Origin of the sequence: Endozoicomonas sp. ALE010 (assembly GCF_049310165.1) — a bacterium.
GTDB lineage: Bacteria > Pseudomonadota > Gammaproteobacteria > Pseudomonadales > Endozoicomonadaceae > Endozoicomonas.
In genome coordinates this window covers 1-23,114 of record NZ_JBLYNV010000008.1, presented here as the reverse complement: position 1 = coordinate 23,114, position 23,114 = coordinate 1, and the positions used below count along the sequence as shown (strand labels likewise).

The 23,114-nt window shown below is 48.2% G+C and carries 23 protein-coding genes and 2 pseudogenes; 7 read left to right on the top strand and 18 right to left on the bottom strand.

Annotated elements, in window-relative coordinates; translation table 11 throughout:
* Positions 1-8: 8 nt before the first annotated feature.
* The gene (locus ACO6UY_RS05545) at positions 9-1,190 is read right to left on the bottom strand and encodes a hypothetical protein (RefSeq protein ID WP_422489321.1); all 1,182 of its coding nucleotides are present in this window, start codon (positions 1,188-1,190) and stop codon (positions 9-11) included.
* 221 nt (positions 1,191-1,411) lie between these two features.
* Here ACO6UY_RS05545 and ACO6UY_RS05540 point away from each other — a divergent pair.
* Positions 1,412-2,267: pseudogene (locus tag ACO6UY_RS05540) on the top strand (transposase).
* Between the two features lie 126 nt (positions 2,268-2,393).
* Positions 2,394-3,275 (top strand): hypothetical protein, encoded by an 882-nt coding sequence (locus ACO6UY_RS05535; RefSeq protein WP_422463512.1) that lies wholly within the window; start codon positions 2,394-2,396, stop codon positions 3,273-3,275.
* Here the strand turns inward: ACO6UY_RS05535 and ACO6UY_RS05530 are convergent, their stop codons facing one another.
* Positions 3,276-3,596 (bottom strand): HPr family phosphocarrier protein, encoded by a 321-nt coding sequence (locus ACO6UY_RS05530; RefSeq protein WP_422463510.1) that lies wholly within the window; start codon positions 3,594-3,596, stop codon positions 3,276-3,278.
* A gap of 206 nt (positions 3,597-3,802) precedes the next feature.
* On the opposite strand from ACO6UY_RS05530, the gene ACO6UY_RS05525 reads away from it, so the two are divergent.
* Entirely contained in the window at positions 3,803-4,045 is a 243-nt protein-coding gene (locus ACO6UY_RS05525) for a hypothetical protein (RefSeq protein WP_422443766.1), read from the top strand.
* 136 nt (positions 4,046-4,181) lie between these two features.
* On the opposite strand, the gene ACO6UY_RS05520 is transcribed toward ACO6UY_RS05525, so the two are convergent.
* The 13 genes from ACO6UY_RS05520 to gspC all read right to left on the bottom strand — a co-directional run bounded on the left by ACO6UY_RS05520 (position 4,182) and on the right by gspC (position 17,517).
* Complete coding sequence (locus ACO6UY_RS05520; RefSeq protein WP_422463508.1) at positions 4,182-5,372, bottom strand: protein kinase domain-containing protein; 1,191 nt, start codon at positions 5,370-5,372, stop codon at positions 4,182-4,184.
* 248 nt (positions 5,373-5,620) lie between these two features.
* Positions 5,621-6,406 carry a type II secretion system protein N gene (locus ACO6UY_RS05515; protein WP_422489319.1) on the bottom strand — a complete coding sequence of 262 codons (786 nt, stop codon included), beginning with the start codon at positions 6,404-6,406 and terminating at the stop codon, positions 5,621-5,623.
* Positions 6,407-6,428: 22 nt separating this feature from the next.
* The gene (gene gspM, locus ACO6UY_RS05510; RefSeq protein ID WP_422489317.1) at positions 6,429-6,965 is read right to left on the bottom strand and encodes a type II secretion system protein GspM; all 537 of its coding nucleotides are present in this window, start codon (positions 6,963-6,965) and stop codon (positions 6,429-6,431) included.
* Entirely contained in the window at positions 6,965-8,224 is a 1,260-nt protein-coding gene (gspL, locus tag ACO6UY_RS05505) for a type II secretion system protein GspL (RefSeq protein ID WP_422489315.1), read from the bottom strand. The genes gspM and gspL overlap by 1 nt, the downstream gene beginning before the upstream one ends.
* Positions 8,224-9,318 carry a type II secretion system minor pseudopilin GspK gene (gspK, locus tag ACO6UY_RS05500; protein ID WP_422489313.1) on the bottom strand — a complete coding sequence of 365 codons (1,095 nt, stop codon included), beginning with the start codon at positions 9,316-9,318 and terminating at the stop codon, positions 8,224-8,226. Before gspK ends, gspL begins: the two co-directional genes overlap by 1 nt.
* On the bottom strand, positions 9,315-9,944 hold the full coding sequence (gene gspJ, locus ACO6UY_RS05495) for a type II secretion system minor pseudopilin GspJ (RefSeq protein ID WP_422443754.1): 630 nt from the start codon (positions 9,942-9,944) through the stop codon (positions 9,315-9,317). The genes gspK and gspJ overlap by 4 nt, the downstream gene beginning before the upstream one ends.
* Positions 9,941-10,327, bottom strand: coding sequence for a type II secretion system minor pseudopilin GspI (gene gspI / locus ACO6UY_RS05490; RefSeq protein ID WP_422489311.1), 387 nt, complete (start codon positions 10,325-10,327; stop codon positions 9,941-9,943). The genes gspJ and gspI overlap by 4 nt, the downstream gene beginning before the upstream one ends.
* Positions 10,324-10,920, bottom strand: coding sequence for a type II secretion system minor pseudopilin GspH (gspH, locus tag ACO6UY_RS05485; protein WP_422489309.1), 597 nt, complete (start codon positions 10,918-10,920; stop codon positions 10,324-10,326). Before gspH ends, gspI begins: the two co-directional genes overlap by 4 nt.
* Positions 10,921-10,929: 9 nt before the next feature.
* Positions 10,930-11,367 (bottom strand): type II secretion system major pseudopilin GspG, encoded by a 438-nt coding sequence (gene gspG / locus ACO6UY_RS05480; RefSeq protein ID WP_163372384.1) that lies wholly within the window; start codon positions 11,365-11,367, stop codon positions 10,930-10,932.
* A gap of 113 nt (positions 11,368-11,480) precedes the next feature.
* A complete protein-coding gene (gene gspF, locus ACO6UY_RS05475) occupies positions 11,481-12,734 on the bottom strand; it encodes a type II secretion system inner membrane protein GspF (protein WP_422489307.1) in 1,254 nt (417 codons plus the stop codon).
* 6 nt (positions 12,735-12,740) lie between these two features.
* On the bottom strand, positions 12,741-14,246 hold the full coding sequence (gene gspE / locus ACO6UY_RS05470) for a type II secretion system ATPase GspE (protein ID WP_422489371.1): 1,506 nt from the start codon (positions 14,244-14,246) through the stop codon (positions 12,741-12,743).
* A gap of 122 nt (positions 14,247-14,368) precedes the next feature.
* Positions 14,369-16,597 (bottom strand): type II secretion system secretin GspD, encoded by a 2,229-nt coding sequence (gene gspD, locus ACO6UY_RS05465; RefSeq protein ID WP_422489305.1) that lies wholly within the window; start codon positions 16,595-16,597, stop codon positions 14,369-14,371.
* Between the two features lie 26 nt (positions 16,598-16,623).
* Complete coding sequence (gene gspC / locus ACO6UY_RS05460) at positions 16,624-17,517, bottom strand: type II secretion system protein GspC (RefSeq protein ID WP_422489303.1); 894 nt, start codon at positions 17,515-17,517, stop codon at positions 16,624-16,626.
* A gap of 313 nt (positions 17,518-17,830) precedes the next feature.
* Between gspC and ACO6UY_RS05455 the strand changes: the two genes are divergently transcribed.
* Positions 17,831-19,204 (top strand): hypothetical protein, encoded by a 1,374-nt coding sequence (locus ACO6UY_RS05455; protein ID WP_422443744.1) that lies wholly within the window; start codon positions 17,831-17,833, stop codon positions 19,202-19,204.
* Between the two features lie 54 nt (positions 19,205-19,258).
* On the opposite strand, the pseudogene ACO6UY_RS05450 reads toward ACO6UY_RS05455, so the two are convergent.
* The 3 genes and pseudogenes from ACO6UY_RS05450 to ACO6UY_RS05440 form a co-directional block, all read right to left on the bottom strand.
* Positions 19,259-19,471 (bottom strand): annotated as a pseudogene (locus tag ACO6UY_RS05450) (autotransporter outer membrane beta-barrel domain-containing protein); the annotation flags it as partial.
* Positions 19,472-19,627: 156 nt separating this feature from the next.
* A complete protein-coding gene (gene tnpC / locus ACO6UY_RS05445) occupies positions 19,628-20,470 on the bottom strand; it encodes an IS66 family transposase (RefSeq protein WP_422489369.1) in 843 nt (280 codons plus the stop codon).
* A gap of 129 nt (positions 20,471-20,599) precedes the next feature.
* Positions 20,600-21,040: a DUF6444 domain-containing protein gene (locus ACO6UY_RS05440; protein ID WP_422443742.1), complete on the bottom strand. Its 441-nt coding sequence runs from the start codon at positions 21,038-21,040 to the stop codon at positions 20,600-20,602.
* Between the two features lie 284 nt (positions 21,041-21,324).
* Between ACO6UY_RS05440 and ACO6UY_RS05435 the strand changes: the two genes are divergently transcribed.
* From ACO6UY_RS05435 to ACO6UY_RS05425, 3 genes are all read left to right on the top strand, one after another.
* Positions 21,325-21,663 carry a hypothetical protein gene (locus ACO6UY_RS05435; protein WP_422443740.1) on the top strand — a complete coding sequence of 113 codons (339 nt, stop codon included), beginning with the start codon at positions 21,325-21,327 and terminating at the stop codon, positions 21,661-21,663.
* 101 nt (positions 21,664-21,764) lie between these two features.
* A complete protein-coding gene (locus tag ACO6UY_RS05430) occupies positions 21,765-22,745 on the top strand; it encodes a hypothetical protein (RefSeq protein WP_422489301.1) in 981 nt (326 codons plus the stop codon).
* 9 nt (positions 22,746-22,754) lie between these two features.
* A complete protein-coding gene (locus ACO6UY_RS05425; protein WP_422443736.1) occupies positions 22,755-22,964 on the top strand; it encodes a hypothetical protein in 210 nt (69 codons plus the stop codon).
* Positions 22,965-23,114: the final 150 nt, after the last annotated feature.

The following is a 23,114-nucleotide window of genomic DNA, read 5'->3' as shown; positions in this document are numbered from 1 at the left end:
GGGTGCCTCTATTGAGTTGCCTGACATTGCTCAGGCAAGCTCAGAAAAAATCTTGAGCCTTTGTGGTTCCTTTCTTTATTAAGCCTTTTGTTGTTTAAAAAATTTTTACTGGAACTCGGGGTCGTTTCAGCTGATTTAGAAGTCGGTGGTAAATTAACTGAGTTTTTAGCTGAATTGGCTGACTGACGATACTGCTTTTTGCGCTCCCTTTCGCGCTGGGTGTAAGCGGGATCTTTGCGAAGTTCCCTTTGGCGCTCCCTTTGGCGCTCGACGTAAGCGGGATCTTTGCGAAGCTTCCTTTGGCGGTCCCTTTGGAGCGCCCTTTGGCGCTCGGCATAAGCGGGATCTGTCTGGTAGCGCTCCCTTTTGCGCTCCCTTTGGAGCTCCCTTTGGCGCTCGACGTAAACGGGATCTTTGCGAAGCTTCCTTTGGCGCTCCTTTTGGCGCTCCTTTTGGCGCTCGACGTAAACGGGATCTGTCCGGTAGCGCTTCCTTTGGCACTTCCTTTTTCGCTCCCTTTCACGCTCAGCGTAAGCGGGGTCTGCCTGGTAGCGCTCCCTTTGGCGTTGCCTTTGGCGCTCCCTTCTGCGCTCGGCGTAAGTGGGAGCTTTGCGAAGCTCCCTTTGGCATTCAATTTGTGAAGAACTTTCATCAATAGCTTCTTCGGCTTGAGTTGCAGGCGATGTATACTGTTGAAGATATTCACTTTTCAATTGTGGGGTAATAATCGCAATCGGCGATGTAGATTTAGAAAAATTACCAATGTCCTCTTGATTAGGAATTTGAATAGGTGGATTAAGTTTGGTATCAACATCTGTCGAGTTTTGTGAGGTTGATTGAATACCCTTTGTGAAGGAGTATATCAAAAAAGTATTATTTTCAGGGTCATATTCTGCAACCTGATAATTTTCCAGTGGTATAGCTACTGCAATTGCAGGTGATTCTTTGTAGTTAGTTTGATTTTGTACAGCGAAATCTTCCAACCATTTTTTTTTAGGATTTAAATATCCTTGATTATCTGAACTTGTAGATTGGTCAGTCATGTCATGGTTAGTTACAGGTTGTCGAACTTCAGTAACCAACCGGGAAAAAGCCTGACCTGTTGCACCAGATTCAGCTAAAGGCGTGCCTTGAATATTAGAAGGGCCATTAGGGGCTGGACTTAATTGAGAAGAAGTTGGTTTATCCATTGAATTATCGAATCATTGGATTGCAGCTTAAGACCACGCTTTCTTATAAAAGTTCCTCCCTTTCACTACTCATTCACCATTTGTTTATTTCAACCAAACATAAAAACAGGCTCTTCAGGGATAACTGTGGGTAGAAATCAAAAAATTTGAAGAAAAAAGCACCAGCGGCCGATTTCAGGTATGTCTTTATTTGCAGACAAAAACAAGAAGAAACGCCGCTGATGCTGATAAAAACTATCCTCAATAAAGTTCATAAACTCAAGTCATTTGTTTATCAGGATGTAAAACTCGGTCTCTATCAAGGCTCTGAAGTATTCAATGTCATCGTGGTCCCAAGCAAGAACGGCCATGCTATTTGCTCAGGATGTCAGCAACCAGCTCCGGGCTATGACCGTCTTACTGAACGTCGCTTCGAGTTTGTCCCTCTCTGGGGAATCAGGGTTTTTCTCCTCTACAAAATGCGTAGGGTTGAATGCAAGACATGCGGCGTAAAGGTTGAACAGGTTCCATGGGCTGAAGGCAAGAAGGAACATATTCTGGATCGCTTTCATATCGTTGCCATGCTGAATAAGGCCATTGATGAAGTCAGGGCCACGGAACACAAACAGCTTCAGGCAGATGGATGAACCGGTGCTGAAAAAGACACGTTGGTGTCAGCTCAAGCGAAAAGAGAACCTGACCGAGAAAGAAGAGATCAAGCTGAACACAGTGCTTCAGTACAACCTGAAAAGTGTCAGAGCCTATCTTCTCAGAGATGAGTTCCAAGTGTTCTGGGACTACATCTCACCACACTGGGCAGGAAAATACCTGGACCGGTGGTGTACAAGGGTGATGCGATCAAAGATAGAACCAATGAAGAAAGCTGCTAAAACTGTTCGACGACACAAGCCACTTATCCTGAACTGGTTCAAGGCGAAAAAGGCGTATTCCAGCGGTATCGTTGAGGGTCTGAACACCAGGATAAAACTCACTACGAGAAAATCATACGGTTTCAGAACCTACAGATGTGCGGAAATCGCGTTATATCATACGCTTGGCAAGTTACCGGAACCGGAAATGACCCACAGATTTTACTGACGAGGCCTTTATTAAGCCTTTTGTTTATCTGTTGTTTAAAAAATTAAAATAGGCAGATAATCCACAGGCTAAATGCTGGATATAACATATACTGATCAGATCTCAATGCTCAATAGGTTGTAGTTTATGATCTGGAAGACTCTGTTTCCCATATTCATAATGAGCTGTGTACTGTTGGATGTTAATTGTTTGGCTGCTGCGCCAAACGATGAAAATAAATCAGATGATTGCTTTTTAAAAAACAGGATCTTTAACGTTGTTGTTGGTGAAGAGTACAGTGCACCCATTCGGTTCGGAACATTGGAAGCTAACAGTATTAAGAGAGACTCTGTACATTTCGGAATGAAGGGCAACGATTTGCACTATGCCTTCACTCTTACCCTTAATCTGACAGATCCTGAACACTCAAAAAGGCTGTACTATGAGGTAAAAAACCTGATTCCCGCCGTCAGGAAAACGCTGCCTGAACCCAGGTTCACCAGAAATAGTGTTGATATCATTGGGGCCTGTGACCAAGAGCATTTTGTGATTGTAATGCCCCAGGCGGGCAATGAATTTTCTTTTCTCAGGAAAGCGCAGGATATGAGTATGCCTCATGGTTCTGGGCTTATGGTGGAAGGGCATCTTGTTTCATCGCACGTTCCCGACGATTCTTCTGGATCTCCAGATAAAAAATTAAGAGTAAGCTTCAGCTCTTTTGCTGACAAGCTGATGGAAAAAAAGCTGAGTCACCTGGAAGAGCAGCCTGAGGTTCCTGCAGTTATTGTTGAGCTCGAGGAGGGTGAGTTGGCTCAGGAATTATTGGATATGAAAAGTGATGAATATTATCACTCCGCAAAAATGTATGAAGAGACCTATGCAAAAGTCACCAGGAAAGATCATCAAGGGTTAAAGGGTATTGACAGGCAAATTGACGATTTGGAAAAGGCGCATATCGCCCTTTACAAACAGATTGAAGATATATTGAGGGATTTTCAAAACCAGATAGAGCAGATCAGGTTAAGATGATCAACCGGGCGCTTCATGGCATGGTGGCATGGATAGATAGCGACAATCGCTGGTCTTTCCTTCGCCAATCAGGCTTTCGATAATGACTTTCAGTTGTTCCATTGCCGCTGCTTCATCGCTCCCTTCAATGGTCAAAGTGATCATGTCGTTTTTGGTGATACCGGCAGACATGAGCTTCATCAGGCTTTTGGCATCGGCCTTATGTCCCTTGTTATCAACGGTGACCGTACTGACAAACCCTTGGCACGCTTTGACAAATACAGCGCCAGGGCGAGTGTGCAGGCCGTTTTCATTAGTTACTATGATTTGCGCAGTTTGCATGGTTTCCGGCAAAAATATCAGCTTGAGTGAGTTTGACCCAATGGAGCTATCGAGAGGGTTGGCTGCTTAATCCTCCCACAAAAGAGTTTCCATGTTAATGATCCCTGTCATTTTTGATGAATATGCTGGTAGTAAAAACTGAGTGTTGTGTGGCAAGCTCAAAACCATCTGCTACGCTATTTATTCCAATAACAACAGGTGGACATATGGCTCATAACAGACATAGTGATGATCCTATGGAACGCATGGAAATCAGTATCAGGAATACACAAGACGGCATTCAAAGACTGTTCCTGCACAGCGCTAAACATGAACAAGCTATTGAATCGCTTCAGCAAGATGTCAGCTCACTTCAGCAAGATGTTGGGAGGTTGCGCCATGAAACCCGTGAACGCTTTGACAAGATAGAAGACACTCTTGCCATCATTGTGAACCACCTGCAGAAGTAACAGACACATAGCGATGGCTTCCACAGGACTCTGCCTGTGATGAATGCTCCCGACATGGAGGTCTCTACCATCGTCGTTAACTGAGAGTAGTGTCCTTGAAGGAATTGCCCCGTAATAAGTGCAGCATTAACAGTTCCTAAGCTCCAAATGCTGCCAGATCAACTTCCTCCAGGAACGGGCTTTTCAGTGCTTCTGCCACAGTCATCCGTTGACTTGGGTTTTGATGCAAAAGAGCTTTCGCCAGTTGGATCGCTTCCTTGTTAACGCCCATACGTTCCATTTCGGCAATGGCCTTATCCCGTCCATCGAGTTTGTATTCGATCGTCTCCACAGCGTCTGACAGGTCTGATCGATAGAAGTAACGCTTCCCGGTAAACATCTCTGTCAGCAATACACCCAAAGACCAGGCATCTTCAGCCTTTAAGTTGGCATTTTGGAAAATCAGATCATCGGGTGACCTGTAGCCAGGGGGGCAAAGAGCGATATGCAGCACAAAGTCTGTCGGGTTGTAAACCTTGGGGGTTAAATCAATCTCCGGGTCGCCCGCAGTTCTGGCTAAGCCAAAATCGATCAGCTTCAGGCGAGCTTCGCCATCAATCACAAAATTTTGCGGCTTTATATCCCGATGGACATAACCTTTTTCGTGTAATGAAGCAACCGCTAAAGTAGCTTGTTTGAATAAGTGGGCAAGCAGTTTTTCATCCTTGTGGGAGATGGCATTAACTGTTGCAGGATCGTTCCCGGGCTGGGTGCCTGTGTTGTGCAATGCTTCGATTAAGGAACCCATACTTGTGCCATGAAGTGGCGTATGGATCACGCCGTCAATTAATTCATGGGGTATTACATAATCACCGGCGCATCTCAAGGCCACTTCACACTCTTTTTCGGGGGAATTGATTTCTTCGAGCAGTGGGTCCACCTTATCTTGTGCCTCAACCATTTGCTCAATAGTGATAATGTTATTGAAACAGCGTTGGGATAATGCATCAACTATGTTGCTACGCATAACTTCAGTGACTGTTCTCCCATCTGCATGGGGCTTTTTGGCCACCATGAAACGGTGTCCATGGCGGCATAGTTTCGCACGGCCAAAGGTACCCTCACCCAGATCTTCCATAGGCTGGCCATGTCGATTCGTTAACGAAACAGGACGTTCAGACACCCGGCGGAAATCTTTGTACCGCATATAAGCATACACTCGCTGGAGCTTTTTCTTGCAAGCCAGAGCCAGTTCTTTCAAGTTTCGTCCTTGCCAACTGCCTTGTTTCTCTGGAGTGGGCTCTTTGATACGGTGGGGATGATCTATCATGGATTTTGTTATTTTCATGGTGCTATTCCCTGTGAGTGTTAGATTTCCCTATTACCTGAAAATTCCTTACAAGTAGTTAACCATTTTTTTTCATATAGATGCCTGACAGGCTGGTCAGCCAGGGTAACAGCTTGATTTTCGTGGAAAAGAAGAAGTGCAAAGAGTCAGACAATGACCGAAGCCTGAATAAAGCTCCGGTTTTTTACAGGGCTCCTAGACCCCGGTATTACGCCATTGCATCACCGGGGAATTGACTGGTATCGAGCTTATTTGATCGAGCTTTTGAAACTAAAGGCGTAGGCACCATTGCTGTCCGGCTGCCCCAGAAAAGCCAGCCCTTGTTTCATCGGAGCAGGTAGCGACGCATCGGGCGTCATTTTTCCGGTAAAGGTATAACGGCCACTGGTGCTCAGCTGAAAATCGCCATAGCTGTTTATGATGGATGATGTCTGTGTCACCCTGGCGATCAGGCTTCGGTTCTGACAGTTTAATTGTGCAGTTGAATTCCCCAGATCAAACTGGCCGAAGGGTGAGGTTAATCCACTGTTTGTGAGTGCTGCATTACCATTAATATTCAAACACCCTTTGTCGTTTAAAATAAGCTCATCCAGTTCCAGCAGGACATTACCTTGTACTTCACCGGGAATGTTGCCGCCTGTCGTGTCTTGTAAAGATGCGAGTAACCACGGCGCGGTGGTATCCAGTTCGACATTATTCAGTGTCAGCGTCTGTCGGTTAATCACCACCGTTCCCTGGCCTTCAACAGGGGATGCTGCATTGCCCAGCTCCACCGAAACCTGAACCTCACCCTTCAGGAGCGAGGCGGGTTCAATCTGCCAGCGGATGGCTGGTAGCGCCAGCGGTTTTCGTGACACCGTCAGCGTGACGCTTTCGGCGGCTCCAGACCATAGAGTGCCGGTAATTCCAGACATGTTGACGGGTAATTGCCGGGTTGGCAGGTATTGCCAAACGGTTGCCGCCGACATATTGGCTATCAGAAAACCGCTGTAGCTGACCAGACCAAGCGTCGAAAGCAGTATAACCTTACCCATTTTTCCCTGTGTCATATTCTGATCAACCACGTTCAAGCTGCAGGCGACGTACTTCAACAAAACCACTGGTATCCGTGGCTTCCAGTTGTATGTTGGCCACCTTGATCCGATGCTGTTGTTCCAATGTTGTCAGCCAGCCTATCAGTTTATCGAAGCGGGCATTGGCCAGATCAATATCCAGCGTTTCGCCCTGGCCGTTGGCTCGCTGAACCCGCTGGATTACCAGCTGATATCTGCCCGCCAGCTGGTGGATGGTCTGGTCCATAGGCGTATTGCTGACAGGGCGGGCAGTGGCACCTGAAGCTCTCAAACTGAGGACCTGCTCCGCCTGCTGTTGTATCTGCGTCAGCTGTGCGCGGCTGGCAGCCACTTTCTTCTCTGCCAGTGCCTGTTGTTCAGTAAGCGGTGTCATCAGGCCCTGCCAGATCAGCCAGATAAACAATGTGACCAGTGCCGTGGCAGTGAGCCACTGCTCCCGCCGGGAAAGCTGCCGCCAGCGACCAATCATGCTTTGCCAGAAAGGGCTGGTGCTGTTTATGGTATTGGTAAGGAAGCTCATCAGGACACACCTCCTGAAATCACCAGCATGCCAGTCACTGTATCTCCGGTACGTTCAAGGGCTTCTATGGCAATGGTCAGCCCTTCGCCCCGGTTAAGATCTTGTTCAAACTGTTCCCGGAAACGGGTGAACACCTCGAAGTCACTGGCTTGTGCCTGAATACGCAGACTTTGTCGTGCACCTTCTCTGGTGTTGACAGTGAAAGCCATGGAACTGGCTTGCAGCTCGGGGAATGCATTCAGCACCGGGGTAATTTGGGCCAGCATGGCCAGCATACTCTGTGAGGTTTCTTCTGGTTGCTGTAACGCGGCCAACTTCTGCCGCATCTGGGATTGCAGCCTGACAACCCGTTCACCCGGAAACAGCTGCCGGTAAATATTGTTGGCCTGCTGTTGATAAGATGCCGCAGTCTGTTCCAGTTGACGGGTTTTCAGCACCGAGTGAGCGGTTACCAGTATCAGCAGCAGGCAGGCCATCAGGGCGGTGGAACACCAGGGCAGTAGTCGTTGGCGCCAGGGTGAGGCAGGCTGCCATTGTCCCTGCAGCAGGTTGAGTTGTGTATTACCGGCCTGGGGGGCCAGCAGTGTTAATGGTGCCGAGGCATGTTGCTCTGTTTCCAAAAACGTCAGTTCAGGATGCTCCTTTTTCAGGCCATCCATAAACAGCGTTAACCACTGTGACTCACAGACGGCTGTCTGCCACTGGCCATATCGGGCAATGGTCAAATCATCAATCTGCAATAAACGGCACTGGTTTTCTTCGATGGGGAGCATCAGGGCATCGGGTACCCAGCGTTTGGTTATCACTCGGGCATTGGTCAGCCAGCCTTGCCACTGTGCCATATCGGCCTGTTTGATGACGGCCAGATGAGCCTGACTGTCCCCATGCTGGAGAACGGCAACGTGCAGGTCTTCAACATCATCACCCAGCTCTTCTTCCAGACGCCAGGGAAGGGACTGGCGAACAGCGGGGGTCAGTCGTCCCTGAATAGTCAGAGTATGCAGTGTCACCCGGGCTGATGGCACCAGAATGGTAACGGCCATCGTAGCAATTGGCTGACCGGACAATGTCCCGCTGCTGACGGTTGTGTCGGCATATTGTGCAATAAAATCCGATACTGTTGGCCAGAAACCATGGGCAATAGCGTGTTCTCCATGGTTGTCCTGCAGCGTTTCAGTGGCGATATCCGCCGGGCAAAGCTGCCAATAAACCGGTTGGTCGTGATGCTCCGGTAACCTCAATAGCAGGTGAGGATTCATTAAACTCCTCCAAATTTACGGCGAATGACCGTTAATTGGTTGTCTTTGGAGCGAGCCAGGAGAGTGTTCAGTCTGACTTCGCTTGCGCCGTAATTGGCTGTTGCATGCATTTCAAAATAGTAGCTGACGATGGTCAGACGTTTGCCTGCGCCAGTACTGCTGAAGTTGGCCAGCAATGGCTGGCTGGTGAAATCGGCCACCGCATCCCATCCTTCCCGTGGCCGGGTTTCCAGAATATTGCGTGCCTGATCAACGGGCAGCTGATCAATATAGAGCGCGGCCAGTATTTCCGGTTGGTCAACAGGAATGGTATTCACATTGATGGCCAGCTCGGTACTGGGCAGGGCACAGAGGTAAGGCATAACTTTTTGGGCGACGGACGTTGATACTCCCGCCACGGCACGCCATTCACTGATATCGCGCATCAGGGTTTTGCTGCTTAAATAAGGGAGTGGCCGGGTGAGGTAATCCAGGTCACTTTCGCCTTCCCGAAGAGCTTCACTGCTGACCCAGTTTCGGGTTGCCCGGGTAATGCTGTCTGACTCCCACTGTGGTATTTCCAGGTATTGCAGCAGGGCAGAAAATACCTGACTTTCAGGTGACTGCTGTAATGTGTCGTTCGCTTCTGTAAGCGGCTTGGCCAGGGCATTGATATTAAAACAGGATTGTGAGTCTTTCAGTTGACCGGCAATCTGGCCGCCTTCAACCGGTAATACTACATTGTTGGTGGCCCAGTACTGCCCGAGATGGGTGATGTCCGGATCATCTTCAAAGTTCTGTTTCAGTGTTTTGATCGCCAGGCTTTCCCCGGAAAAGGCATACCAGCGCGCCTGCTCCCGTTGCTGCATGGATTGGGTTCTGGTCAACTGGGTGCGGAAGGAGAGCGTTAACTCATTGGCCAGTAAAACCAGCAGTGTCAGCATCAGCAATACGCTCAGCAGGGCAATGCCTTGCTGGCGATCAGGGTAATGGGCTTTGCTACTGCCTTTGTGTCTGGAACAGCAATTACCACGGAGGCACAGAGACACGGAGACAAGAAAACCTTTCTCTGTATCTCTGTGTCTCTGTGGTGAATCATTATTTAAACCGGTCATAATGCAGGCTGCCAGGATGCTGGCAGTATATAGCGTCGCTCTATACGTCCAAAGTCGCTCATATCAAACTCAATTTTCAGTCCTTCCGGTAAAGAGCCTTCAGCCAATAACAGAGAGTCCCGCCACTGACCATTGATGTAAAAACTGAATTTCAATGAGTTGATATCGGTTAATAAGATCTGGGTAACCGGCTCGACATTGATGGATGCAGGATCGAGGACATGATGATACTGGCGCTCCAGACGGTTATCACGGAGCCGATAAAAGACCCGCTGCAATTCCGGCCTGGGTAACCGGTAGTCCGGGTTGTGCCAGCCATGGCGCACCAGTGCCAGTGCTTCATCGTCACTGTCCAGCATCTGGGAGTCGCTGAACAGGCTTTGCGCCGTGACCCGGTTATCTACCCGGGTTCCCCGGTCGGCAATTTGTTGCAGGTCCTGGTCTATCAGCAACAGCGTGTATTGCAGTTGTCGCAGGCGCTCATTTTTAGTCAGCACAACATCATGGGCGGTCATCACGCCCTGAAAAATCTGCCAGGCACTCAGGCTGATAATGCTGAAAATAGCGATGGCCGCCAGCATTTCCAACAGGGTAAAGCCCTTTAGCTGTCGTTTGATCTGCATCATCCCTGTTTGACCATATAGCTTCTCAGTGTCGCCAGTACCGGACTTTGTTCGCCCTGTTCACCGCGTACTTCAACATCAATCGCCCGGAAATCGTTATCAGCGGTTTTGATACTGCGAAAACGGACAAACCATTGCTGTCCAGCCAGTTCATACTCTGACCGTTGCCAGCTGAGTGTTGGCCACTGCTGTGTCAGATGAATGTCTGTCATCTGATTATCCGCCACCAGTCTTGCCAGGGTGCGTTGTTCCAGTATCGGCGTGTTGCGCACACTTTCGCCGCTCATGGACAGTACCGACATCCCGGCAATGGCCAGCAGTGCAAGGGCCAGCAGTACTTCCAGTAAAGTAAAACCCTGTGCCGCAGAGACTCTGGAAGGCATCATCGTTGAACTCCTTCCATCAGGGCGATTTCGCCATGTACTTCGATATTGATGGACAGGGCGTGCCTGGGGTCATCTGCAGAAAAAAGCCTTAACTCTGCCGGTGAAATCTCTCCGGAGGCCCAGAAGAACAGATCTGGTTCAGCCTTAGGTTCGGAGTCTGATAAAGACGCTTTATCGTCAGTGTCAAAGGTAAAACCTTTATCCTGTTCCAGTGTTTCTCGCCAAACCGACTCACCAGGCAAAATGGCCAACCGCAGGGCCTTATTCAATGCGACCGGTGAGAGGGTCCGGTCCTCGCTGACTGGCTGCCATTTCCCCTGCTTATAAATCAGAAACTGATAGCCTTCGGTCGTCTGTTGCAGCCCCATATCCATACCATGGAGCAGTGCTTTTTCCTGCGAGGTGTGAGCCAGCATGATCAGACGTCGGGCCTCTTTCTGCATAAGTGCACCACTGTCGTCAGGTATCAATGATGGAAGAATGGCGGATATGGCTAACCCCAGGAGTACCATCACCAGCATGATTTCCAGCAGTGTGAAACCGTGCTGGTTTACTCGCTGTCCTGTTTCGGAGTGTGTAACGTCGTTAGCCATTGGGCGTGGTTAGCTATCCAGGTTCCAGTTACCGGTATCATCATCGGTGCCTGGCTGACCATCCGGGCCAGCGGAGAAAATATCCACAGGACCGTGTTCCCCCGGACTCAGCATCAGATAATCGTTACCCCACGGGTCTTTTGGCAGACGACGAATGTAGCCATTGTCACGGTACGATCTGGGCTCCGGGCTGCCAGACGGTTTGCTGACCAGCGCTGCCAGTCCCTGCTGGGTGGAGGGGTAGTTGTTATTTTCCAGCTTGTACATATCCAGTGCATTTTCCAGGGCAACGATATCACTCACCGCTTTTTGCAGATCGGCCTTATCTTTATTGCCGATAATATTAGGGGCAACCATACTGGCCAGTACGCCAAGAATGACAATCACCACCATGATTTCCAGCAGGGTAAAACCTGACTGCTTCTGTCTTTTATTAAGAGGGTTCATTGGTTTTTCCTAATGGTCTGATACTGGTTTTTACCACAAAGTTTATTCTGAAGTCTGGCTCCAGAATGTAAGTACGATATGCATTCCCACCGGACCCTGAAGGTACACAAACATCAACCGCCCACCAGTGAGTTCAGGTCCAGCATTGGCGTCAAAATGGCCATAACGATAAACAGTACGACACCGGCCATGGAAACAATCAGCAATGGGCCGAAAATGCCCAGTGCGATATTTACCTGGGATTCAAATTGCTGATCCTGATTATCTGCCGCCCTGGCCAGCATGCCGGTCAGTTCACCGGACTTTTCACCGCTGGCAATGATGTAAAGCATCATGGGGGAGAACAGTTCGGTCTGCTCCAGTGACTGCCAGAGGGAAGACCCCTCCCTGACCCGCTCAGCGGCGTTAAGCAGCGACGCCTGCATGTGTTGATTCACCAACACCTTTGCTGCAATCCCCATTCCTTCCAGTAATGGCACGGTACTGCTGGTCAGTATGCTCAGGGTTCTGGCAAAACGGGCACCATCGACTCCGCTGAGAACACTGCCAATCAGTGGCAATTTTAGTAGCCAGCGGTCGTGTACCAGTCGGCAGGTTCGGCTTCGCTGCAGGATCTGTTGGCGTATTACCAGGGTGACAAGTAGCGCCATGGCAATGCCCGGTCCATAGGCACGAACAAAGTCACTGATGCTGATCAGAGTGAGCGTCATGGCGGGCAGCTGTTGCCCCATATGGGCAAACTGTTCGACCACTGTGGGGACTACGGTCACCAACAACGCCGCCACAACACCAATGGCCACCAGTGTCAGGATGGCCGGGTAGATCATGGCCTGAATCAGTTGCCCTTTGATTTTCTGGCGGTGCTCGGTGAAGTCGGCCAGCCTTTCCAGCACGCCATCCAGGTGGCCTGATTTTTCACCAGCCGCCACCATGGAACGGTAAAGCCGGTCAAAGGTTTTCGGGTAGCAGGCCAGGCTGTCCGCCAGCGATTGCCCTTCAAGAATTTTTGAACGAACCGTGGTGACAATGGATTTCAGGTGCGGTTTGCGCAGCTGTCTTACCAGTGCCTGCAGACACTCTTCCAGGGGGATGCCCGCAGCAACCAGCGTCGCCAGTTGCCGTGTCAGCAGTGCGACTTCCGCATCGGTTGCCTGTCTTTGCAACAAGGAGCGAAACAGGCTGCTCGATGATGAACGTTTATTTTGGGTCGTATCCGACGTTTCCTGGCCAGTGGCTGCACTGACGGCGATGGCATTGAGCCCGGAAACCCGCAGCTTTTGCCGCACCTGACGAGGTGAGTCGGCTTCTATGACGCCTTTACTTTTTTTCCCTTTGGCATCCAGGGCTTCGTAAGCAAATACGCTCATAGGCTGTTATTCCCTGGTGACACGCATCACCTCTTCCAGAGTGGTGATGCCGCTGAGAATTTTTCTGAAACCATCCGTTTGAATACTATTCGACGAATGACGTATTTCCTGTTCAATGACTTGTTCACCGGTACCATCATGAATCAGCTGGCGAACCCGGTCATTGACCAGAAACAGTTCATGGATGCCGGTTCGGCCACGGTAACCCGTGTTATGACACGCCTCACAACCGGTGGATTGCCACAGCAAATGGTTTGCCGAAAGCCCCATCAGGCTGATTTCAAGGTCGGTGGCAGGGCGTTGTTGTCGGCAGTCCGGGCAGAGTGTTCTGACCAGACGCTGGGCCAGTACTCCCAGCAGGCTTGAGGCCAGCAGGAAGGGCTCAACCCCCATATCCCGGAGGCGGGTGACGGCACCGACGGCGGTATTGGTGTGCAGTGTGCTGAGTACCAGGTGTCCGGTTAACGACGCCTGTACGGCAATTTCGGCGGTTTCCAGGTCACGGATCTCACCGATCATGACCACATCCGGGTCCTGTCGTAGAATTGCCCGCAGCCCCCGGGCAAAGGTCATATCCACCTTTGGATTAACCTGGGTCTGGCCAATCCCCTCCAGTTCGTACTCCACAGGGTCTTCAACCGTGAGAATGTTGCGCTCACTGTTGTTAATAACACTCAGCCCCGCATAGAGCGTGGTACTCTTGCCGGAACCGGTAGGGCCGGTGACCAGAAGGATGCCATGGGGTTTGTGCAACTGCTCCCGAAACTGTTGGCAAAGTGTGCCTTCCATGCCAAGACTGGCCAGGTCCAGCCGGACACTGTTGCGATCCAGCAGACGCATAACGATCCGTTCACCGTGGCGAGAAGGCAGGGTTGAGACACGAACATCGACGGCACGGCCACCAAGACGAAGGGATATACGACCATCCTGGGGAATACGCTTCTCCGCGATGTTCAGCCTGGCCATGACTTTTACCCGGGACACCAGCACGGCTGCCAGCTTGCGCTGGGGACGGAGGATCTCCCGTAAAACACCATCAACACGAAAACGAACGGTCAGGTTTCGCTCAAAGGTTTCAATATGGATGTCAGAGGCACCTTCCTTGATGGCCTCGCTGAGCATGGCATTGATCAGGCGGATAATCGGTGCACCGTCGTCGGCTTCCAGCAGGTCTTCATCTTCTGGCAGTTCTTCTGCCAGGGCCTGAAGACCTTCATCATTGCCGATGTCGTTCATGAGTTGTCGTGCAACGGAGGAGTCCTGTTGATAATGATTGGCCAGTTTCTGCTCAAACTCATCATCGTCCAGGGCTGTCAGGGTCAGTGATACGCCTGCGAAACGTCTGACCTCCTGCAGTGCTGCAGTAGACGGCAGCCCTTTGTACCAGACCTGAGCATTGCCCTGGTGATTGTATGTGAGCAGCAAGTTAAAGCGACGGGCGAAAGAGAACGGCAAGTTGCGTTTTCTTTCCGGGCTGACAGAGTCTGGCCCGGGGGTTACCGAATCCCTCATCCGTTTCTCAATGGTCAGGGCCAGCGCTTCACTCAGGGCTTGCTCTTCCCATTGTGATGTTCCATGGCTTAAAGCTGTATCAGGGCTCAGGGCTGTATCAGGGTTCAGGGCTGCTTCGGTCATTACCTTTCCCCGCCGGTACGACGAACTGGTTTTATGGATGCCTGAGTTGAGGCTTTTTCCAGCTCGACAGCCTTTTCAGCTTCGGCAGACTCTTCATCCATCTGACGTCTGAGTTCATCAAGGAAATCCCGGGCCGTTGGCTGTTCCGGGAGCACCGGGGTGTCGAAACCGGGCATCAATGAAATACCCCGGGCCTGCCTGTCCAGCTGGTAAGCACGGATAAGGTCGTACTTCTGGCCACTGATGGCGTTCATGGTCAGATCATCCCGAATAATGGTCGGACGAAGGAAGACCATCAGGTTCTTCTTCACCTTTTTGCTGGAGGTCGAACGGAACAGATGACCAAGGACGGGTATATCACCCAGCAGCGGTACTTTTGAAACACTTTCCTGGACGTTTTCATCCAGCAGTCCGCCTATAACAACGGTATCCCCGGTTTTCACCATCACCGATGTTTTTACCTTGCGGGTGGCAAAGGTCACATCAACGGGAGTGCGGCCATTAACGCTGGAAACCTCCTGCTCAATGGTCAGTTTAACGGCATCTCCGGCATTGATCTGTGGCGTGACGGTCAGTTTGACACCCACTTCTTTACGCTCAATGGTCTGGTAAGGGTTATCGTTACCGGAGCTGGGCGTGGAGCCAGTGAGTGTGGGCACTTCATCACCGACAATAAAGGAGGCTTCTTCATTATCCAGAGTCAGCAGGCTTGGTGTCGCCAGCACATTGGACTGGCTGGATGTGGTGACGGCCTGAAGCAGTGCGGTCCAGTCACCGGAGGTGATACTGAAGGCTGCGCCGGAGACCTTTGCCAGTGCTGCGGCAAGGGCGGTGTAATCCCCATCTTTATCCGGGTTTGTGGTAGTGATTAATTGGCCTGTATTGGGATCAGTCGTAACTACGGTTGATCCTTTCTCACCTTCAGCCTCTTTCATCCCCATCAGAATTTCCCCGATAGGAACGCTTGAACCATCCTGGAACTGCATCAGACTGGTGCCATCTGCGTTGGCCAGCTGGAATGACAGGTTAATGCCATCCCCATCCGCCACTTCAACAATAATGGCTTCCACCATCACCTGGGCACGGCGGATATCCAGCTGCTCAATCACAGATTCCATGGCCTGCATCACATCAGGGCGTGCGGTGACCACCAGCGCGTTGGTCTGCTCATGGACTTCAATGCTGTAATCACCGGACGCGCTTTTACTGCGGTTACCAGAGGCAATCAGCATTTTACCAACGCCGTCCAGTACCTTTTTCAGGTCTTCTGCTTTGGCATAGTGGAGATAGAAGACACGGATATTACCAGTGGACTTACGCTCGGCATCCATCTGCTGCAACAGGCTTTTCATGCGTTGCAGGGTCTGGGTATCGGCAGAGAGAATGATCTGGTTGCTGGCCTCGTTGCTGACAATGACGGGGGGCATACCGTTGGCTTTCTGACCCTGTCCGGCGTAGATCGACATAAGAATCCGTTCCATCTCACTGGCGGAGGCATGGAACAGCTGGACAATCTGAATATTGCGCATGCCTGCCTGATCAACACGACGAACCACCTCGGCAACACGCTCAAGGTTATTGGCCCGGCCACTGAGAATCAGAATATTCGACGGATCGTAATGTACGACACTGCCTGAATTATCAACCAGTTGTCGGAGAATAGGTGACAACTCACGGACAGGCACATGGTTTACCGGCAGAACCCAGGTGACCATCTCATCACCACCATGGGCGACCTGTTCGCCCAGCTTTTTACCGGCCACCACTGGTATGGACGAGGTGCGGGCATTTTTGTCCGGTATGATTTTGACCAGGCCATTTGCATCTTCAACCGCCGCGAACCCATGAACGGACAGTACCGACAGAAACATCTGATAGTACTGTTGCCGGTTCAGTTGCTCATAAGCCCGGATAGTCACCTCACCCCGAACGCCGGGATCAATAATGATGGTGCGGTTCAGGTTGGCACTGACCGTGCGGATAAACTCTTTAATATCCGCCTTGTCAAAACTGGCGGAATACAGGGAATGGGCGGATGCATAACTGCCCGTTCCCAGAGAGTTATAGTTCGGTGCAGAAGAACTGCTGGCCAGTACAGCGGGTGATAAAGGCAACGCCAGCGCAAACGGTATGGCTGTTAATAGCGCCTGCGGCCAACGCAGGGATAAAAAACGCGTCCTGGATATCAGTGCACGGATTTCCCCTGCGCACACCGACGATGAAAACATAGCGGCACCTTTGTATATCTTAATAATCAGGAAGACAGGTCAATCTCAAAACGCTGGCCATCCCTCTCAATGGTTAATAAGAGCTGAGTCATTGAAGACAGTTGTCCAATGACTTTCATGGCTTCACTGGTGTTTGTCAGGTCATAACCGTTGATAGCCACAGCCATATCGTTGGCTTTAAGGCCAAGCTGAGAAAAATAGTCCGGATATTTGGCCGGATTGACCCGGTATCCCTGCAATTTCCCGTCTCTGCGCACGGGTGAAATGGTCACGATCTCTGTCCAGGAGTCCGGTTTATCCTGAAGCTTTCGGCGAATATCGGCAACAGCACGGCTTTTGGGACGGTTTGCTGAGGTTGTTTGAATAGCGGGGCCTTTTCTGGCTTCATCCGGGTACATCAGCAGTGATTCGTACCGCTCACCATTACGAATGATGACCCGGTCAGCATAAATCCTGTCCACTTTTGCCCGTGTCCCTTTCAGCGTGTCGCCGGGCCGATAGGTGGCATCAGAAGACCCGGAACGAATAATGACCAGAGATTCATCCGGGTTACTGCTGGCAACCAGGCCGGTGATGCGCACCGCCAGGCGTGACACGGGGACATCTTCCGGAACAGGAGTTTGCTGTGGGGCGGGTGGTTTACCAAACAGCTGCAGGTTTTCCAGCGCAGAAAGCGGATTGTTGTTGGCCGTAGTTCGGGCTGTCGGGATCTGTGCCTTGATACTTTGGACTGTTGAGTGCCCGGTCGGGTTATCTGGCAGAAGCTGCCATGTGATCATAGCCAGCTGTCTGGCAAGCAGGATAATCAGAATAACCTGACAGAGTGTTCTGAGGTGATTGAGCCTGAAAAATCCGGAGGACGTCAGTTGACGTGCAATAACGCTTCCATGGCTAATTATTGTGTTATTCAGTGACGTCACAGCTTGCTCTCGTTTACATCAACTCAGTCCGAGTCGTTTACCAGGTTGTGCTGGTCTTTGGTTTGTTTAATGGTTTGACAATATAACAAAAAAGATTGTCAGCGTCTTTTAGGTATAAAATCTAAGTTTTCTGTTTAATTCTCAGCCGTTGATTTTTTTTAGTTCCTGCAACTGGATTTGGATATTTTATAACCTGAACGATTAGCTTTGTCAGCAGTGAAAAAAATTGAACTTATGCACGAACACCCAGTCAATAAAAGTTGTAACTCTGTATGTCAATCAAATAACGTGAATGGCAGGAGCGCCGACAACGATGAATCCTTTAGCACCTGATACTCTTGTGTTGGCTCAGACAACATCCCGGAAACATGCACAAACGCCAGGACAGGCGTCAAACAATGGGAAACTGGAGTTTTACTATGATGCATCCTGGCTTGGCTTTGAAGAAGAGAAGTGCCTGGAGGAGTTGCAGGCAAAAGTTGCTACTACTCAATTACATGCCGCAATTATCAACTATGAATTATTTCAGAATGTTCTTTTGAACAAATACGACCTGTCAGATTGTGCTGTTGATGACAGGTCAAAAAAATTCATCATTAACCTGATGATCGCCGATTTGATCAATGTCCGTATGGCAAATGGGCGAACAGGCATAAAAGCGTCCTACGACCGCATTCAAAGTGTGGGAGATTGTATCAAAAGCCTGGAAAAGCTGATTACAGAGGGTTGGGACGACGAGTCAGCAAAAAACCTGGCCAGTAATCTCGCATTTGAACGTCGGGATCTGGCGATTACCATGCCAGAAGGATATGATCACCACCGGGGGATGACGATCAAGGTGGGCACTAAACAACTCTCGTCGTTCAGATGCAGGGCGCGCGACGCCTACATTCGTGAAAACTCAGCATTATTTGCCCACGATGGAGCAGCAGAGAAAATAATCAATGCCCTGACGAAGTTTGGCCAGCAAATAGCTAATGCATACGCTCCGGGATTGTTTCCACTGCAACCACAAAAATTCAACCTCGCTAATCAGAAGACCATTATTGAGATTGAGGCTAACAGAATGCTGCCCGGTGATGAGTACGCACTGTGTGCAGAGCGAGACAGACTGCAACAAAGTATGTTCCGGGCCCTGAAGCAAATGACCTCCCCAGACTCCGGGCTGGTCAACATGATATTGATGTCCCCATGGGCTGCCGGTTTTCTGGCTGAGCCTCAAAAAGAGATTCTCAGAAAAAGCTTGACCAAAGAGGATAAAAACCTGCCAATCCCCTGTTATCAGGCATGTCTTTTGTACTACTTGATCAAAAGAGACTCCCATTTCCGGCGGGGGATGATTCAAGCAGGGATTAACCCCAAGGCATTAGATTCAACAGCAAAGGGATGCATGAATATCCATAATCTGGCAAAAGCCCGGCAGGGTATTGATGGTGCCACAGGACAGTTGCCCACAGAAATAGAAATCAGCAGTGATGCGTTATATGAGGCTCATATGCAAAGCCTGAGTGATGTGAACTGGCTGGCCGCTTTTGTATACTCCTCGGAAGCTGAAGATATACGACACTTTCTCCAGAATAAGTTTATTTTTTTACCCTGGAGCGATTTCCTCTGCATACTCAACCTGCCAGATTACCTTGAAGCGCTTGGCATTAAGCCGGAATATGCTAATCCACTCGAGCGTTGAAGTATAAAAGTACTCAATGGAGCTACGACCCAAAGCTCCATTTACTATCAATGATTAAAAGTCGTATCTCAATTTGGCACTGCTAGTGTCAGCATCAAAACCAGACTTCCAGGTATGATCGTAATTGACAGATGCGGTCAGATTATTGCTAATCATATAATTAGCGCCCAGGCCGATTTGCCAGGTGGTTTTCTCAGGTGCGGCACCAGTGCTGGTGATAATAGTATCGCCCGTCAGAAAGCGGCTCCGTGTCTGTACCTGATCACCGGCAAAATCGTGTCATATATTGAGGGATAAGGCCGTATCAAGTGAGCTTTGGTTAAACTCAAAAGTTTTCATGGCAGGTAACTATTCAGCACCCAGCAAAGGCATATTGCTGTAATTCTGAACAGCTCTAAGTAGTGACTGGTATATATCCATACCCTATTTTCTAGCTGACGACAGATAGCTCCGAATCCGTGCAAAAAAAGCACCTCCGTCCGCAATCCTGAAGCAGCCTGAGATTTTCCGCTTTAACTTGGCCATGCGAATATCCCGTTCACTGCCATTGTTGTCGAAGGGGATTGTAAAATCTGACATGAACCGCAGTGTTTCAGTTTTGAACTCAATGAGTCGTTTGAAGAGGTTGTAGGCTTTGGTATTTTTGACTTTCTTACGGCCGAGCTCTTGCCGCTGTTTCTCCATATAGGCGACTTCTTTCGTTAATGCCCGCTGAAGTAAGCGGTCATAAATCTTCTCAATACGTTCATGGATAACACCCGGCATTTGTAGCATACCTATGGTCTTAAAGCCCTTGCAATAATGCCAGGAAAGCCTGAGCAATTTCATCAGACGTAACGCCAGTTGATTGCCGTCCCGGTCAACAATGCCCAAAAGCTCCCTCAGGTAATGGGCATTGCAAAGAACGTGAACTGCCGCATATGAAAAGTAGGATTTCCAATGATCATGAACCAGAACGCCGACAAACGTAAGTAGTATGCCCATCGCATCCATGGCCTCACGACCCCGCTTTTCAGCCTGGTAGTAAAGTGTCCATTGGTCATCCCGCATAACGTGTAACCAATAAAGAGAGCCTTCGGCCCGCATGCCAGTTTCATCGACTCCGGCAACTGCCGTTTCCTGCAAGGCGTCACGAATGGCATCCTCAGTAGAGGCCAGGTTTTCATGGGTCCTGGCCACAAAATTGGCTACCGTTCCAGCGCTGACACTCATCTTTATAGAGCGTATTAAAATACTCTGACACACGCTTATCCGGTACGAAATCATATTGATTAAGATAGACGGCCACAGCCTGAGTAGCTGGGCCATATTGCACGGCTGCAGTTACACCTTCCGGGAATTTAGCCTGATTTTTGCAACCACATGTGCAGATTTTGACCTCAGCTTTATAGGCAGTTACTTCAAATTCACCAAGCTTTCCTGGCTCAAACACCGTCGCTCAATATATTTGACCGACTCCTTATCAAGGAGAGAAACCTGACATTTATGGCATTCTTTAACCTGAAGGAACTCAATATAATTAGGGTTATCGACCTGCTTGAGGCAAGTTCCCTGATGCCCTTTCTGTCCACCGGATTTATTGTCGGAAGACTGTCTCAGACTTTTTGGATTGGGTTTGTCATTATTTGATGCATCAGCACCTTCATCGGTATCGGCGGGATTATCTCTGGAATCACTGCTTTTACAAGGTTTTTGATAACCATCAGACGATGGTGGCTTACTGCTGTTTTGACTGTTCTTGCTAACCCTTTCTTCCAATTCTCTACATCGTTCTTCCAGACAGGGAACTCTTATGCACAACTGTGCATTCTCTTTCAAGAGCGTCTCAGTCGACATAGTTGTAGGCAGCTCTGGAACCATGTTGGCGAATGTTGGTAAATAAAAGTGCTTAAGAGAATGGTATAAAAATCAGAAAATGCCAGATTTATGTGAGGGGTGCTGAACAGTTACATTTTTTGTATGGGGGGTTCGGCTGGTACGTATAGCGAATCTAGAGTATGTTATGCGAAACATGATTCATGTAAACGACTGTTAGCTGCCAATGGTGCAACCTCAGCATTATTGGTAAAATTGAAAACTTCTTGCTTCATTACCTCTGAGTAGTATTAATGAACAAAATTTTGAACAAAAAAATTCAGAATTATTCTGTTTTTTTGAAAGAAAAAAGTCGCCCTCCAAGTAAGGGTGGAAATACGAAAGCACTACACGCACATTACGTAACTATTGATGATTGCACGTATAGCTTTCTAGCACTTGGATCACAACAATGGATTTATAAATCTGATATTGTCAGTTTCGAGTTTGAAGAAAGTGGTAAATACAAGAATATTGTAAAAGAAACAATAATTACCATTGATAAAAACGGGAAAGAAATTGTAAGAGGAAATCGAGGTTTTAAACATCAACTAAGAACAGCTGATGCTCGGCTTCCAGGAAGTAGAAGAGAGATCAATAGCTAATGGTTAAATGGATTAAAGTTATACCAATAGTTGCAACAATGTTAATAACTGGTTGTGCAATTAGATCGTCCGAGAACTATTCCGCAGTATTGAATAGTTGGTTGGGTAAAGATATAAATACATATTCCAGAATATGGGGTTACCCTGCTCAGATAATGAATCTTCCAAATGGAAATAAGCTATATATTTATTCGAAAAAAAGTAGTGTTCATATTCCTGAAACTTCTAGTAGTAAAACTGAATATAATGTTGTAGGCAGCACACTTTATAGTAATAAAAAAACAACAATATTTGGTGGGTATGACTTAAAAAGTTCATGCACTACAAAGCTTGAAGTTTCTGAAAGTCAAAAAATTGTAAATTGGACTTGGGATGGTAATAGTTGTGAGTATTCAGACGAAATTACAAAGCAATTAACCTATAATTCAGAGCTTGATTATTTATCTAAGGATTATTATACAAAGTTTGATCAAAATACATATTGTGGTATAGGGGCGGCAATAAGTTATGGTGTAATGCTTGATCGGCAGTTTGGTAAGTCTAAAGAAGAAGTATTAAAGAGATTCAACGATATAAATAGAGACTTTGTTGATACTGTTATTCATGTTACTTTTTCTGAAAAAATCAGACTAACAGAAAAAGGACGTTTGTATTCTGCTGCAACATTTTCCGATGGATATTTTAATGGGTGTAGTGAAGATCCAAGCTTAAAAGGAAAGAATCCTATTCTTATTAAAAAGGCTGATAATGTAGAGGAAGTTAATTTGCTTAAAAGCGTTAATAACCTTAGTGCTGATAAGAGTTACTTGAATAGAAAGTATTATAAAAAATATGATAAAACAACTTCATGTGGCTCGTTGGCGAGAACTTCATACATGATAATGATGTTAAGGCAAGTTGGTAAATCTAAGGAAAGTATTTCAAATGATTTTAATAAGCAAAATACAGAGTCTGGAAGAGAATTAATAAATATGATATACGACATCCCAACACAAGATACAATGGATCAGAAGATGAAAATGGCTGCTGATTTCGGAGATGGGATTTTAGAAGGTTGTCAACAAAATCAATATCTAAAGTGATTTTTAATCATGAGCGATTATGAGATAGATAAACTGACAGCGATGCCCAAAGAGTCTGATACTGCTTCCACTCATGTTTCTCTTGCTGTGGACAGGTATGAGTGGCGTGAGAATAAGACGCAATATGTAAAAATAGATGGTGTAAAACTAAAAGAATTTTATAATGAGTATTTAATACTAATCAAAAAACTGAATCAGATAAGAAATATCTTGAAGTGAGTTAATACTGTAAAATTAACGGGCAGGGCTTACGCATGAAGAGAATGGTTCTCATTAATTCATTCACTCGAGCATAAAATGCACAATATTTACTATCAACATCCATGATTAACAGAAGTGAAGATGAACTGTTCAAGTAGTTCAGTCAGG

Excerpts from the sequence above, each read along its gene's own strand:
- ACO6UY_RS05545 (WP_422489321.1), bottom strand. The coding sequence starts at position 1,190 with ATGGATAAACCAACTTCTTCTCAATTAAGTCCAGCCCCTAATGGCCCT.
- ACO6UY_RS05535 (WP_422463512.1), top strand. The coding sequence starts at position 2,394 with ATGATCTGGAAGACTCTGTTTCCCATATTCATAATGAGCTGTGTACTG.
- ACO6UY_RS05530 (WP_422463510.1), bottom strand. The coding sequence starts at position 3,596 with ATGCAAACTGCGCAAATCATAGTAACTAATGAAAACGGCCTGCACACT.
- ACO6UY_RS05525 (WP_422443766.1), top strand. The coding sequence starts at position 3,803 with ATGGCTCATAACAGACATAGTGATGATCCTATGGAACGCATGGAAATC.
- ACO6UY_RS05520 (WP_422463508.1), bottom strand. The coding sequence starts at position 5,372 with ATGAAAATAACAAAATCCATGATAGATCATCCCCACCGTATCAAAGAG.
- ACO6UY_RS05515 (WP_422489319.1), bottom strand. The coding sequence starts at position 6,406 with ATGGGTAAGGTTATACTGCTTTCGACGCTTGGTCTGGTCAGCTACAGC.
- gspM (WP_422489317.1), bottom strand. The coding sequence starts at position 6,965 with ATGAGCTTCCTTACCAATACCATAAACAGCACCAGCCCTTTCTGGCAA.
- gspL (WP_422489315.1), bottom strand. The coding sequence starts at position 8,224 with ATGAATCCTCACCTGCTATTGAGGTTACCGGAGCATCACGACCAACCG.
- gspK (WP_422489313.1), bottom strand. The coding sequence starts at position 9,318 with ATGACCGGTTTAAATAATGATTCACCACAGAGACACAGAGATACAGAG.
- gspJ (WP_422443754.1), bottom strand. The coding sequence starts at position 9,944 with ATGATGCAGATCAAACGACAGCTAAAGGGCTTTACCCTGTTGGAAATG.
- gspI (WP_422489311.1), bottom strand. The coding sequence starts at position 10,327 with ATGATGCCTTCCAGAGTCTCTGCGGCACAGGGTTTTACTTTACTGGAA.
- gspH (WP_422489309.1), bottom strand. The coding sequence starts at position 10,920 with ATGGCTAACGACGTTACACACTCCGAAACAGGACAGCGAGTAAACCAG.
- gspG (WP_163372384.1), bottom strand. The coding sequence starts at position 11,367 with ATGAACCCTCTTAATAAAAGACAGAAGCAGTCAGGTTTTACCCTGCTG.
- gspF (WP_422489307.1), bottom strand. The coding sequence starts at position 12,734 with ATGAGCGTATTTGCTTACGAAGCCCTGGATGCCAAAGGGAAAAAAAGT.
- gspE (WP_422489371.1), bottom strand. The coding sequence starts at position 14,246 with ATGAGGGATTCGGTAACCCCCGGGCCAGACTCTGTCAGCCCGGAAAGA.
- gspD (WP_422489305.1), bottom strand. The coding sequence starts at position 16,597 with ATGTTTTCATCGTCGGTGTGCGCAGGGGAAATCCGTGCACTGATATCC.
- ACO6UY_RS05455 (WP_422443744.1), top strand. The coding sequence starts at position 17,831 with ATGAATCCTTTAGCACCTGATACTCTTGTGTTGGCTCAGACAACATCC.
- tnpC (WP_422489369.1), bottom strand. The coding sequence starts at position 20,470 with ATGATTTCGTACCGGATAAGCGTGTGTCAGAGTATTTTAATACGCTCT.
- ACO6UY_RS05440 (WP_422443742.1), bottom strand. The coding sequence starts at position 21,040 with ATGTCGACTGAGACGCTCTTGAAAGAGAATGCACAGTTGTGCATAAGA.
- ACO6UY_RS05425 (WP_422443736.1), top strand. The coding sequence starts at position 22,755 with ATGAGCGATTATGAGATAGATAAACTGACAGCGATGCCCAAAGAGTCT.